Origin of the sequence: Alteromonas sp. CNT1-28, from assembly GCF_022348345.1 — a bacterium.
Taxonomy (GTDB): Bacteria; Pseudomonadota; Gammaproteobacteria; order Enterobacterales; family Alteromonadaceae; genus Alteromonas; species Alteromonas macleodii.
Genome location: NZ_JAKREZ010000024.1, coordinates 1 through 13,026, shown reverse-complemented (window position 1 = coordinate 13,026; position 13,026 = coordinate 1). Strand labels below are relative to the sequence as shown.

Sequence of the window (13,026 nt, the reverse complement as noted above, 5' to 3'; positions counted from 1 at the left end):
TCTTTTATTGTATGTCTCAGATTAATCGGATAATTATCGTTGGTGGCGGCACTGCTGGTTGGCTTACTGCAGGCCTCCTTGCTGCCACTCACAGTGAACCCGATAAAGACAGTAATAAACTGACTGTTACTGTCGTTGAGTCGGATACCGTTCATCCCATCGGGGTTGGTGAAAGCACGTGGCCTACTATGCGACGTACCTTGTCCAAGATTGGTATACCTGAGGCTGACCTAATCAAGCGTGCAGGAGCAACGTTTAAGCAAGCCAGTAAATTTGTTAACTGGCACAAAAACGAGATGGGCAATGCCTATTATCATCCATTCAGCGCGCCCCAAGGCTCTGCTAATTTAGATATCACGCCATATTGGCTCTCTTCTCAGGATAAGAAGGGGCAATATGCTAACGATGTTTGCTTTCAGCCCGAACTTTGCGAAGCCGGTTTGGCTCCTAAAATATCTGCGCATCCAAATCAGTCATTTGTTGCAAACTATGGATATCATCTAGACGCTGGGCAATTTATTGATCTAATTCGAACGCATTGCACACAGAAGCTTGGCGTTCGACGTATCGTCGACGATGTGATATCCGTGAATCCAAACGAAAATGGTATTGGATCTGTTGAAACGCGCAACAGCGGAAACCTTACAGCTGAACTATATATAGATTGTTCAGGCTTCAGTAGCTTGCTGATTGAAAAGGCCTTGAGCGTTGAGTTGGTCGACGCGTCTCGGTATCTCTTTTCTGACAGAGCTCTCGTATGCCAAATGTCGTATGAAGATACAAACGCTCCGATAGCATGTTATACACAATCCACGGCACAAGAAGCCGGTTGGATATGGGATATTGCACTTCAACATCGCAGGGGAACTGGGTATGTATATAGCAGTAAACATCAATCTGATGATGCTGCTAGAGATACCTTTGCAAAATATTTAGCCCAATATACTAACGCCCCCGTGGATAAATCTGCGTTTCGCGAAATACGCTTTAGTACCGGTTTTAGACGTAAGTTTTGGGAAAAAAACTGTGTCGCCATTGGACTTTCCAGTGGTTTCTTAGAGCCTTTAGAAGCCTCGTCACTTATGCTGATAGAGCAAAGCGCCACTCTCCTTGCCGAGCAGTTACCAGCAAACACGCAGGTTATGCCTCACGTTGAACATCGCTTCAATGAACAGCTACAGGGCATGTGGGAAAGCGCCATCGATTTTTTAAAACTTCACTATGTACTTAGCAATAATAATGCAGCTTTTTGGAAGGTTAATCGACTTGAGCAGTCAATTCCTCCGAGACTCTTATCGTTGTTAAAAGAATGGCAATTCCGACCAATTTTGGACAGCGACTTCTCGAAAAGTAGCGATACATTTAGTGCACAGAGTTACCGCTACATTCTCTATGGCATGCTGAACAGCAACAGTAATATCAATTCTGCCAGCACTTATCGGCGCACCTTAAAACACGCAGAATTTGCCGACAAACAACTGTCCCTAAACCAAGCTTTGATAAAACAGTTAAAGTCGCGAATGCCTTCACATCGAGGCCTTATAGAAAGTTTTTACTAGGCTCAATTGGCTCAGCGTAGTTAATAAATTCAGTGGAAATATTATGTCGAAACCGCAATACGTTCATCTTGATCCAACCAAGCATAATGACATCAGATTGATTGATGACTCATCATTTAGCCACGCTAAAGATTTCAAACTAGTCAATATAGGATTTAACGAAATCGCATCGCTAAGTGGTTGTATGCCATTGGTTTTAGTGAAAAGCGGGAATGACGAAACGCTAACGCTGGCATGTTGTGTTGGTATTGAGGAATTAGGCAATGTTTATTGCGGTGAAGAACGATGGCTAGGTCATGCCGTACCATTGAGTATTCAATGTTACCCATTCAACTTTACTATAGAAGGCAATCGCGTAAATGTACTCATCGATGAATCGTCTCACCGACTTACCAAACTCTCAGGTGAAGGCGCTAAACTTTTTTCATCAGATGGACAACCAACAACAATCCTTAAGCAGCAGCAAGAAAATTTAGCCACGCTGTTAGCTGGGCAAGAGCAAGCCGCTGCCTTTGTGAGTATTTTAAAGCAGCACGATCTCTTATCTCCACTTTCCGTCACTATAACGCGACAATCTGGGCTAAGTTTTCATACAGATGGGCTCTATTCCATCAATGAAGAAAAGTATGCCCAACTTGAAGCTGACACCGTATTGCAGTTTCACAAAGAAGGTATATCAATGGCGATAAACGCCCTACTTCTATCGCTACGGCAATACAATAGATTGGTGCAACTAACCCAATCATTCGACGACCCTGCTATGAAGGTGGGTATTAAGCTCGATAACTCGTTGTAAATCAAGAACTGTACAGATGCTTCTGCTGTACACATCAATCATCTTTTCTTTAAACAACATGCGCTATAGAAATTTAGGCATGTAAAATGAGGTTTTTATGTCGTCATTCATATCATTTGTTCGCCTGTCGAACGAAAAAGCCACATTAATATTCGACTGCCAGGGTCGTATGCCCAAAGTCATTTACTATGGTGCGCCATTAAGCGACAGTACAACGCCAGAAATGCTGAGCGTTTTAAATACGCGCCAAGAAGCAAAATGCGCCCCTGTAATTGAACCGCCCATTTCATTAGTACCGACCCATGGTGATGGATGGACGGGTCAACCAGGACTAGAGGTGTTTGGCGATGCCGACCAGTGGTCAGCAGGTTTTGTTCTAACCGAAGTAAATCAAGACGCACAGTCTGTCGCTTTTGTTGGTGAAGACGCTCGTCGCGGCATGCGTCTTATCACCACCGTTGAGCTCGATGATGAAACCAGTGTCGTTAAGTACGTTTCTCGTATCGAGAACAGTGGTAAAACACCTTTCAATTTGGGCTATCTGAACGCCGCAACCCTGCCCTTGCCTACTACAGTGAGCAAAATCAAAACGTTTGAAGGCCGCTGGTCGGCCGAGTTTCAAACCAAGGATCATGACTTGTTCTTTGGAAGTTATGTACGTGAAAATCGTCGAGGCAAAACCTCTCATGACACCTTCCCTGGTCTGATCGCCTTTTCACAAGGAACAGGCGAACTTCAGGGTGAGTGTTTCGGTTACCACCTAGGCGCTTCAGCAAATCATAAACTTCGCGCTGAGCTTATGGCTGATGGCAGAAGCTATGTTCAATTCGGTGAATTGCTGTTCCCTGGCGAAGTGGTACTTAACGCGGGTGAAAGCTATACGTCCCCCGTGCTTTATACCGGCTACGGCTGTGAAGGTTTCTCTTCTCTCTCACAGCAGTTCCACAATTTTATTCGTAGTAAAGTGTTAAACCACAGCGCCGCGTCAAAGCCACGCCCAGTACACTACAACACATGGGAAGGCATATACTTCGACCACAAAGAAGACACGTTAAAGGCGCTTGCTGACAAAGTGGCACCACTTGGTATTGAGCGATTTGTATTGGATGACGGGTGGTTTAAAGGCCGTCGTCACGATAAAGCAGGGTTGGGCGACTGGTTTGTGGATGAGGCTATCTATCCAGAAGGGCTAGATGGCTTAATTGACCACGTTACCGGACTTGGTATGGAATTCGGCATCTGGTTTGAACCCGAAATGGTTAACCCCGATAGTGATTTGTATCGTGCACACCCCGAATGGGCGTTGCAAACCGAAAACAACCCTCATGTTGGCTTCAGAAATCAGTACGTATTGGATTTAACCAACCCCGAAGTGGTTGAGTATTTGTATACTGTAATTACCGATGTACTGAAAGCCTACCCAAAAATCAGCTACATCAAATGGGACATGAACCGCGACGTAAACCACCCCGGCAACCTTCACGGTAAACCTGCGATGCATGGTCAAATGGCTGCGCTTTACAGCTTAATAGACCGCGTTAAGGCAGCGAAGCCAGGCATTGAGATAGAAAGCTGTTGTTCAGGAGGCGGCCGTGTAGATTTAGGTATTTTGCCATACACAGATCGTTTCTGGACGTCGGATTCTAACGACGCACTAGACCGTTTGTATATTCAGCGTGGTTGTTCTTATTTCTTCCCGTCTGAAGTAATGGGAGCACACGTTGGCCCGCGCGACTGCCATATAACGGGTAGACACTTACCTATTGAGATTCGCTCGGCAGTAGCCTTGTTTGGCCATATGGGTATAGAGATGGACCCACGTGAACTTACCGACCACGAGCAAAGCGTGCTTACCGACGCTATTTCACTTTACAAAAAGTATCGTCATATCACCCACGGCGGCGACCTTTTCCGCATGGACGATGACGGCATGAACGTAAAATTTGGTTATGTGTCTAAAGACAAGCAAGAAGGTATTTTTGCATATAACAGCGTTATGGAAACTGTTCGTACTACGCCAAACCGCTTCTACTTTGCAGGTCTTGATGCTAACAAACAATACACCATAGAGCGTGTTTGGCCTGAAAAGCTAAAAGAATACACCCCGTCTATTTTGCAACAAACTGAAGGGCAAGTATTCTCTGGCGAAGTATTGATGAAATACGGTATGCAGCTGCCGGTGCTCTTCCCACAAACTGCATTGATCTATACCGTTAAAGCGGTATAGAGCTGAAGACTCGAAAGCTAGAAGCTAAAGCGAGCTAAGCGTTGTTACGCCGCTGCTCGCTTTTTTGTGGTGCTTACTTGCTTTGCATCTCCAAGCCTAACGCCCAGCGATCGTCAAACCCTTTCCAAGGCTCTGGCTTTTTGCCATCTACGGGTACTTGGGCACTACTGCCACTCACGTTCAGGTATTCACAATCATCTTTTAAACCTTTCACATGGCAGTTCATAAGCGCAAGCGCAAAATGCTCGTTAATGGCATTAAGCTTTTGCACTTCCCATGCCGGCTCAATGTAACTTCCCAAATCAAATTCACTGCCATAAGCTTCTTTAGGTGCAGGGTGAGGTGCAACATTGTGGCGTGCATTCTTAATGGTTAGTAACTTAGATTCTTTACTGCCGGTATTATCGAATAACCACTTTATACCGTCGTAGCCAGAAATATCGTCGTTATCCCCAGCAACATAAAGAACAGGAACTTTAATATTGTTTAGCGATTGCACATCAAATAGCTGATGTTGCCCGCCCCATGGCGCCAGTGCTAGCGCCGCTTTCCAGGCTGGTAATGCTTCTTCGCTACTGGCCTTGCCACCTGCGCAGGTGTTAAGCGCTTCTTTTATTAACGCCGCCGCTTTAGGATCTTGTGTTCCAGTGAAGGTTGCAGCGGTTTGGTCGTTAAAAGCATAGCATCCTCCTACCGTGCTAACTGCGCCGTAGCCCCCCATTGAATAGCCAATCACTCCCGCTTTGCTCGCATCCACACTCTCTTTAAAAAAGGTATTTTCGCTGATGCTGTTCAAAGTAAGAACTTGGTCTCGTGAACGATTTAATAACGTACTTGGAAAACCTGAATACGGATTTTCTGCAAAATTAACATCTTTGTTTGTGGAATCTGTGTGGTCGATTGCCGCTACTACATAACCGTGAGACGCGAGGTGTTCGCCTAAATAAAACATAAGGGTGCGGTAACCGGTATAACCATGAGAGATAACTATTACCGGAAAATCAGTGTCAGCAGCGGCTATAGGCGCATCACGGCTTGCATCAGCTTGTACCTCAAACACCTGACCACTTCTTGTTTCATTAATATACGTGGCCTTTTGAGCCGAGCTTGCTGCAGGATACCAAACCTCCAAAGTAAGTGATCGCTCGACTTCATTACCAGCAATGTCTTTTACTTTAACAGGATAAGCCGCTTCGATTGTCTTTACGCCAACATCATAGTTACCTTTCTCACTTAACGATGGCATTACGTCGGCTGGAAACGGCTTATAAAGCGTTTGAGTAGCTGATACCGAAGGAGATATGGCCGCGGTCGCTGAAACCAAAGCAGCACCGCCAAAAAGCAGGGATAACGTTTTCATAATTTGGGTAATTTTCTCGCTATTAACAGGCAAATTTATAATACCTCGTCACGGGTATCGCACAAGCCAAACACTATTATTATTGTTGATTAAGAAGAATAAGGGGAGGTAATAAAATAGGCTGCTTTACGCATGAATTGTCGTGAAAGTAATGGTAAAACGTAAAACCTTGAAAGCCTTCAGTTTGAAAGGTATTGCTTCCACCTTTCATCAAAAAGCGGTTTAAGAAATAAAGGGTATCCATCTGCCACAAAGTTAATGTCTCTTAAGGTTTGGCTTTTCATAGGCGTAGATGTAATGTGAGTTAGCGCGCTGTCTAGATCACTCGTTACCGCTTGTCCTAGCTCACTCTTAGAACACAGTAAGCGCTTTGTTCCTCTTAGCTGCTGGGACAGTTCACTGATTTGATAAACATTAAGCGCATCGAGTTCTTCTTCTGGTAATGCTGAAAGCTCGCGGTGCCCTACATAGCCAAAGTCTATTCTTCCACTTTCCAGTAGGGCAATGGTATGCATGCCTAAGTCTTTGCCTAACCCATTTAAACGAACCACATTGTTTTTTGTAGCCCATTGCTCAACAGTATCGGCGTATACGTTATTCACATCGTTGTAGAGTACCGTTCTCAAATTTTGCTGAAGCAGAGCGCGTAAAGAAATGGACTCAAAATATCCCTGCGTTGGCTGAGACTGCGCGGTATCTAATTCATTTTTCAATGAAGGCTGAAGCGCTTTTCTTGCAACAATGAGTAGCGGTAAGTTTATAGAGGTTGGCTGGGAGTAATATCCCCACTCAGCGCGTTCTTCTTGGTAAGCGGCGCCATAAAAACAATACACTTTTTGTGCGGATTGTTGATGCTGTACCAACGACCATGCGCGTTTAACCGGATAAGCTTCAAATTGGTGGTCGTAGTTATGCAGGTGTGTAGAGAGGTACGCCATGACGTCATAGATCGGCCCTGAAGTGATACTGACACCACTGCCTTCAATTCCAAGCTCGGGTGGTCGCAACCATACTACTGTAGGCTTTTTGGAGGCGCAGCTTTCCCCTTCACATTCGCCGTCTGTTTGCGCAAACAACACGCTGCTTTTAAGACACAACAAAACAAAAGCCACCAAGGTTACTACTACTGACACTGCAAAAACCCAACCTTTTACACGTAATTCTTAAAGCTCACTCATCGCGTTTATGGGAAAACAACAATGGGAATATGATGAAATTATTTTAAGGTAATCGGGGGAAGAATGGCGGGCACCAATCTCATAATTGGGCGAACTTAGCTCAAAAAAAGAGCCGCTATTAAAGCGGCTCTTAGAATATTTTCAACTCGTGAACTGTTTTTGCTTAAAACGGTTATCTAAGACAAGCTAGACAAATTCAGGGGCAGTACAGAAACAAAACCCTTTACTAGCAATAGATTTTGCAAAGTGACCCTAATTTACTTTTAAACATTAAAACACAACAATGTAGATAAACTGCGCTATTTTCCACCAATTACGGTTAAGTTTAAACATTTTTCAACATTTCTGCCAAGGCGGTTTTGCGAGTATCAACTGCGCCTTGTTTGTGAACACCATAACGAAAATCCGTTTCCTTGCCAATAATATGCACTTTATCTTCTGCTCTTGTCACAGCCGTATACAACCAACTACGGTCAAGCAGCCTTCCTCGTTCAAGCAATACAATCACATTAGGAGCTTGTGACCCCTGCAATTTATGTAAGGTTAAGCAGTAAGCAAGATCGATATATTCAAATAATTGCCAATCCACTTTCAGCACACGTTTGTTACCTTTTTCATCAAGGTCTTCAAGTTCAATTACACAAGCATATTCATCAGTAGGTTCAGCACTCTTTATGACCCCCAATGTACCATTCTGAACATCGTGTTTATGACTGGTTAGGGTAATGACAATCGGGTCACTTTCCCTGAAATCGTAGCTTCCTTTGGTAATTGGCATATCCGTAAGGTCAAGAAGCTTGCTATTAGGATTCACAACACCTTGCAGGATGATGTTTGCTTTTCTTACCGTATTATTGGTGGGAGCGACTATCATGGCGTTGTTATACTCAGAATACGCAGTTACTGCGTCTTGCAGAATATCACCTGTTGATTCATGGAACGTAATATCAGCGGTAGTTAATGACTCTGGCATTATGCCGTGCCTTATAGCATTGGAATATGCAGGCACACTACTATCAGCTCCCTGTCGTTTCACGACATCAAGTTCTACATGGTTTATTACACCGCTTTTAATGACATCATTTAAAATGAAACCCGCATTAATCGGTGGAAGCTGATAAGGATCACCAATTAACAAGATTCGAACCTTATCAGAAAACAAAGTAACCAAACGCCACATGGTATATGCATCCAACATAGAGGCTTCATCCACAAGCAGTACCGCCTTATCTTCATCAAGATCAGTTTCTCGTAACAGTTTTGCAATCGTCTTCGTTTCATTACCGATTGATTGTTGAAGCCTACGGGCTGCCTTCCCAGATAACGCAACGGGGTATATCGTATAACCTAATTTTTGATAAGCATTTACAATAAGCTTAGTAGTCGTTGTTTTACCTGTTCCAGCTCCTCCAGTTAGCGCAAAGACGTGACTGACTAATGCCGTCCTTACTGCACGTTCTTGTGCTTTTTCAATGGGCCAATCGGCAGGGAACGAGGTCCTGAATGCATCTTCCAACTCGCTCGACCAACGGTTGTTTGATTTTCTGAGGTTACCAAAACGCTTGGCTATCGTTTTCTCAAATATATAATTGCCTGAAACATAATATTGGTTGTTTTGCTTAACAAATCCTATGATATCGCCATCTAGCTCACTTGCCCTTGCAACTAGCCGTTGGTCTTTGTTCAACAGCTTAGAAACATACGATTCAATATCTTGCCAATCTGCAACCGTATTGCCTTGATCGCTCCATAATATCAATGCTTGTTCAACGATTGCTACCAGTCTGACTTCATCATCCTGTTTGATACCGAAATGTTTTTGAGCGATAGCGTCTACCTTGTTAAATCGCATCCCCAGTGAAAATAAGCGGTATGGGTTCTGCGTAAGAAAATTGATCGCATCCTGATCTGCAAATCTGAATAACTGCCGCTGGATAGGGGCTTCTATTTCCCACTCAACCAATTGAGCTGAGTGTTTTAAGTTGGAATACTCTTTATAGCCAGCCCATAATCCATGCACGGCTTTATCACCAAGCAGAACATTCCTGACAGCTTGAAAATTCGTTATTGACTGGTCTTGTTCGTATGGCGCATATTTATCACATTCAAGTATGTTAAATATATCGCTTCTAAATTCATTCCAAAGAAATTGTGCGCTTACCTTACCTATGCCTTCAAACGTTTTCTCAGTGCTTAAAAAAGTTACAAAGCCAAGGCTATTATCAGGCATAACACATTTCAGTGTCGGCTCCATAAAGCGCCAGACATCAACATAACCACCCGTACTTACTTGTTGTTGCCTAATACTGAAATTTTGCTCTTTGAGAATTTTCCATTGCTGCCCGACTTTCGGATCAATATTTAACTTTTCTTGAGTAGTCAGAATCTCAATACGATGCGCACCTGCTTTGTGGTTAACAAAAACAGCTCCCAGCCGGACATTATCCGGGTGGTACTGGTATATTCTGGTGATCCTTACCAGATAAGCACTACTCTTCATTTCCACAAGCCCATTTCAATCAGTACATCTTTAAATTCAGATAGCTTGGCAACTTCGGCAGCTAACTTAGCGTTTTCGTTTTGTAGTCTTCGGTTTGTTCTTTTTAGGTCTCTGACTTTAGCGCTATCTTTGATGTCTTCGTCAGTTTCTTTCGATACATCAATGATCTCCTTATCGAGAGGCAGGTTTTTCTTACGTTGCTGGTACACACCGGAGGTAGCAAGTTCTTGTTTAAGTTCTTGCAACAAATCAAAGAGCTTTTTATTTCTTTTTTCCTTAAATGCAGAGGAATCAAAACCAAGCTCATCAGCAATTTTTTTGGGACTTAACGTATCGCCATGCCAATAATCCAACCAGTTAGGCAACTCTTTTGATTTCATTTCAGCCACCCAGCCAAGGAATAAGTCTCTGTTACGTTGACCTCTTTCTTTACTCATATATTAACTCCCCTCGACGATGCGTCTTATCGTCGTCCTGCTAACGCCATACTCCTTTGAGAGTTGGTTCTGTGACTTCTGTTTTGATTGCACTAACTTTCGGATCTTTTCCCTATCCGAATCAGAAATAGTCTTTGGCCTGCCCATATGCTTCCCCTGAGCAATAGCCCGCTCACGGCCTTCAGTCGTATTTTTGATGATTAGGCTTTTGTTTAATTCGGCAAAAACGGCAATAACATGAAGAACAGCTTTTCCAAAAGGCGAATCATCCGCACTGTTAATAACTCCATCAAGCGTTGTAAGAGCAGCACCTTTTGAATGGATACCATCTATTGCGGTCATGATCCCTTTGAGGCTTCTGCCCAAACGATCAAGCTTCGTAACGCATACAACATCTCCTTCACGGATGTAGTCGAGAAGATCGTCAAATTTTTTTACATTATCCAAAGAGTTACCGCTTTGCTTGCCAGAGAATATCTTCTCGCAGCCATGACGCTCTAATGCTGCAACTTGAGCTTCAAGATCTTGCTCCTGCGTGCTAACCCTCGCATACCCTATTAACGCCATCTCCAGCCTCTTTACGTGAACCTAAGGTATAACTTTAGTACATTTATAATAGTCTATGAACGTATTATTTATAATAGTTTTTAGTTCATGAACTAATTTAATCATGCTAGTTTAGTAACAAATAGCAATCTATGGATAATTGAATGCGCAAATGATATTCTGGAAAGTCGCTTGGGCAGCGAGTTTTGCAATCGCGCCCGATTAGATTTGATCAGTTGAGTATTTATCTGAAAGAAATTCGCTAGTAAAATCTGAACTACTACAAGTTATAACCTATTAAAATAAGGGTCTAGTTCATCTCCAATTAGTAGTTTTCTGCTTTTTAACCTGAAATCATCTCGTTGCAATACCGCGTGTTTGACTCGGTCAATTCGAAACACCCTAACATCCTCCCTCAAATTATCCCAAGCAACCAAGTACCAAATTGGCCAGTTGAGAAGCATGAATTGGGGTTCAATAAGTCGATGCGTTATTACATTATCTTCAGATTCATATTTTATTTTGATCTTTTTTAAATCTATAAAGCCTTGAGATATTGCTGGTAATATTGTCTCATCTGGCATGGTATATGTCTGTGATACGTTTTGGGATGCCTTGCTGCCAACTAATATCCTCGCTCTCAACTCGTTGATTTTAATTTGTTGTTCGGAAGGAAATGCCGATGCAATACGATTTCTTATTGAAGATAAATTCTCCATAAGAATTGGCGATTTGAGTTGCTCTGCGACGATAAGTGCCAAAAGCAATGAAATAACTTCGGTTGAAGACATTTGTAATCTTCCAAGTCCCCATCGTCCAACAAGTCTAATTCCCCCACCTCTTCCCCGATCTGAATCAATAGGAATACCCATCTCTTTTAGTTCAACCAAATCTCTTCGTAGTGTTCGAAGGCTAGTGCCAACTTGATTGCATAAATCCACGGTGGTCCAGTAACTTCTGGAACGCAAGCAACTCACTATCTCGTCTTGTCTGAGTTTCTTATTTTGAAAGCTTCCCTTGGGCATTTTTTTGATCCCACCAACTTTAATGTGTCATAAAGTGGCACATTATACTATATGCTTTACGTTAATAATCTACAGAGAGGAAAAAATCATGAAGAAGTACATAATACTGCTAGTTGCTATATTCATTTCGATGAATACCAAAGCAGACGTTTTTGAAATTGTATCTTTTAAATACAAAGACGATGTCCCTTTTGACATTCAACAAAATTCAATAGCGAGCTTGAATGATATTGCGTCTACTTTTCCGGGGTTTAAGTCACGCACGTTTTATTACAGCAAGGAAAACGGACGTTGGTTTGACCTAATCACATGGGCAAGTTTAGCTCAAGCAAAAGCCGCAAGTGAAAAAGCGATGCAAGACCCAGAAGCAATGAAGGTATTTGCATTGATGGATGAACAATCTATGATTTTTTCGTACTACGAAAAAATGGGTGGGGTACCTGAAAATTAACTATCACTTTGATGCGAATTTATGGAGATATAGCGGTAAGGGCGGTTGGTACTTTGTCACACTACCCCGCTCTCTGTCCGATCACATCAAAATGGCGCATGGCTGTTCTCAATCAAGTTGGGGGCGACTTAAAGTCAACGTAACTGTTTCTTCTGACAAATGGACTACGTCTTTATGGTACGACACAAAATTATGTTCTTATCTTCTTCCAATAAAGGCTGCTATCAGACAGAAAAACTTATTAGAAGTAGATCACGAAATCAGTATCAATATTGAAATAATTGATGGTCTTCAAATATGAGTGTAAAGAAGTAGGCTTTAGATGTATGGGATCAATTTAAGGTTAGTCACCAATCAAATGTGCCGGAATCAATTAAATGAAATCAAAAGACATCATTAATAGAATAACAGATTCGTTTGAAGGCTTATCACCAAAAGCAAGCTGGGGAGAAACGTCTCTTTTCTACAATCCTGAAAAGCGCCTACCTAATGGGATCTACTTTTGCACTTTGAAAGAAAAAGATGGGGAGAACGATAAGGCATCTGGGCTGAATAGGGAAGGCGTATTCAGATTAAGTTTTGCTTTGAAAAAAACAGTGTACGAAGAGTTATTTGGCGATCGCCCCAAAAGACCCCCTAAGGGAGGTGTGATTCAAAGTCCTCACGATTTTACCGAAGCGAACACACTCATGCCCCACCCTGTTTATGGTTGGATGTCTTGGGTGCAAATACTTAACCCGTCATCCGCAAAATTCGAAGAGTTATTACCAATGCTTGCGGATGCCCATACAACCGCAAAAACAAAATTCAGTGCTAAGATATTGAAATCTCGATAAGAGTTGCACTATGTGAATTAGTCTCGACTTAATCTGACACTTCTTCTTGAAAAGATGAGAGTTACCCGTTTTGATAAAGGTGTCGAATCTTTAATCAAAACAAAATAGGTA

The 13,026-nt window shown here is 42.6% G+C and carries 12 protein-coding genes; 6 read left to right on the top strand and 6 right to left on the bottom strand.

Annotation, left to right across the window (positions count from 1 at the left end; translation table 11 throughout):
• Window positions 1-11: 11 nt before the first annotated feature.
• The 3 genes from MHN02_RS14525 to MHN02_RS14515 all read left to right on the top strand — a co-directional run bounded on the left by MHN02_RS14525 (window position 12) and on the right by MHN02_RS14515 (window position 4,582).
• Complete coding sequence (locus MHN02_RS14525) at window positions 12-1,559, top strand: tryptophan halogenase family protein (RefSeq protein ID WP_239246923.1); 1,548 nt, start codon at window positions 12-14, stop codon at window positions 1,557-1,559.
• Window positions 1,560-1,602: 43 nt separating this feature from the next.
• Entirely contained in the window at window positions 1,603-2,355 is a 753-nt protein-coding gene (locus MHN02_RS14520) for a SapC family protein (protein WP_239246920.1), read from the top strand.
• A 97-nt stretch (window positions 2,356-2,452) separates the two neighbouring features.
• Window positions 2,453-4,582, top strand: coding sequence for an alpha-galactosidase (locus MHN02_RS14515; RefSeq protein ID WP_239246917.1), 2,130 nt, complete (start codon window positions 2,453-2,455; stop codon window positions 4,580-4,582).
• Window positions 4,583-4,655: 73 nt separating this feature from the next.
• Here the strand turns inward: MHN02_RS14515 and MHN02_RS14510 are convergent, their stop codons facing one another.
• From MHN02_RS14510 to MHN02_RS14485, 6 genes are all read right to left on the bottom strand, one after another.
• The gene (locus MHN02_RS14510) at window positions 4,656-5,942 is read right to left on the bottom strand and encodes a dienelactone hydrolase family protein (RefSeq protein ID WP_239246915.1); all 1,287 of its coding nucleotides are present in this window, start codon (window positions 5,940-5,942) and stop codon (window positions 4,656-4,658) included.
• 179 nt (window positions 5,943-6,121) lie between these two features.
• Complete coding sequence (locus MHN02_RS14505) at window positions 6,122-7,075, bottom strand: hypothetical protein (RefSeq protein ID WP_101563268.1); 954 nt, start codon at window positions 7,073-7,075, stop codon at window positions 6,122-6,124.
• A gap of 370 nt (window positions 7,076-7,445) precedes the next feature.
• Window positions 7,446-9,620, bottom strand: coding sequence for an AAA family ATPase (locus MHN02_RS14500; protein ID WP_239246913.1), 2,175 nt, complete (start codon window positions 9,618-9,620; stop codon window positions 7,446-7,448).
• Window positions 9,617-10,057 (bottom strand): hypothetical protein, encoded by a 441-nt coding sequence (locus MHN02_RS14495; RefSeq protein ID WP_008468269.1) that lies wholly within the window; start codon window positions 10,055-10,057, stop codon window positions 9,617-9,619. Before MHN02_RS14495 ends, MHN02_RS14500 begins: the two co-directional genes overlap by 4 nt.
• A gap of 3 nt (window positions 10,058-10,060) precedes the next feature.
• On the bottom strand, window positions 10,061-10,624 hold the full coding sequence (locus MHN02_RS14490; RefSeq protein WP_239246911.1) for a recombinase family protein: 564 nt from the start codon (window positions 10,622-10,624) through the stop codon (window positions 10,061-10,063).
• 266 nt (window positions 10,625-10,890) lie between these two features.
• The gene (locus tag MHN02_RS14485) at window positions 10,891-11,628 is read right to left on the bottom strand and encodes a WYL domain-containing protein (RefSeq protein ID WP_272492255.1); all 738 of its coding nucleotides are present in this window, start codon (window positions 11,626-11,628) and stop codon (window positions 10,891-10,893) included.
• A gap of 88 nt (window positions 11,629-11,716) precedes the next feature.
• Between MHN02_RS14485 and MHN02_RS14480 the strand changes: the two genes are divergently transcribed.
• From MHN02_RS14480 to MHN02_RS14470, 3 genes are all read left to right on the top strand, one after another.
• Window positions 11,717-12,079, top strand: a complete 363-nt coding sequence (locus MHN02_RS14480) for a hypothetical protein (RefSeq protein WP_239246907.1) — start codon at window positions 11,717-11,719, stop codon at window positions 12,077-12,079.
• On the top strand, window positions 12,060-12,380 hold the full coding sequence (locus MHN02_RS14475; RefSeq protein WP_239246905.1) for a DUF1905 domain-containing protein: 321 nt from the start codon (window positions 12,060-12,062) through the stop codon (window positions 12,378-12,380). Before MHN02_RS14480 ends, MHN02_RS14475 begins: the two co-directional genes overlap by 20 nt.
• Before the next feature lie 76 nt (window positions 12,381-12,456).
• Window positions 12,457-12,915, top strand: a complete 459-nt coding sequence (locus MHN02_RS14470) for a DUF6194 family protein (protein WP_239246903.1) — start codon at window positions 12,457-12,459, stop codon at window positions 12,913-12,915.
• Window positions 12,916-13,026: the final 111 nt, after the last annotated feature.

Excerpts from the sequence above, each read along its gene's own strand:
- MHN02_RS14525 (WP_239246923.1), top strand. The coding sequence starts at position 12 with ATGTCTCAGATTAATCGGATAATTATCGTTGGTGGCGGCACTGCTGGT.
- MHN02_RS14520 (WP_239246920.1), top strand. The coding sequence starts at position 1,603 with ATGTCGAAACCGCAATACGTTCATCTTGATCCAACCAAGCATAATGAC.
- MHN02_RS14515 (WP_239246917.1), top strand. The coding sequence starts at position 2,453 with ATGTCGTCATTCATATCATTTGTTCGCCTGTCGAACGAAAAAGCCACA.
- MHN02_RS14510 (WP_239246915.1), bottom strand. The coding sequence starts at position 5,942 with ATGAAAACGTTATCCCTGCTTTTTGGCGGTGCTGCTTTGGTTTCAGCG.
- MHN02_RS14500 (WP_239246913.1), bottom strand. The coding sequence starts at position 9,620 with ATGAAGAGTAGTGCTTATCTGGTAAGGATCACCAGAATATACCAGTAC.
- MHN02_RS14495 (WP_008468269.1), bottom strand. The coding sequence starts at position 10,057 with ATGAGTAAAGAAAGAGGTCAACGTAACAGAGACTTATTCCTTGGCTGG.
- MHN02_RS14490 (WP_239246911.1), bottom strand. The coding sequence starts at position 10,624 with ATGGCGTTAATAGGGTATGCGAGGGTTAGCACGCAGGAGCAAGATCTT.
- MHN02_RS14485 (WP_272492255.1), bottom strand. The coding sequence starts at position 11,628 with ATGCCCAAGGGAAGCTTTCAAAATAAGAAACTCAGACAAGACGAGATA.
- MHN02_RS14480 (WP_239246907.1), top strand. The coding sequence starts at position 11,717 with ATGAAGAAGTACATAATACTGCTAGTTGCTATATTCATTTCGATGAAT.
- MHN02_RS14470 (WP_239246903.1), top strand. The coding sequence starts at position 12,457 with ATGAAATCAAAAGACATCATTAATAGAATAACAGATTCGTTTGAAGGC.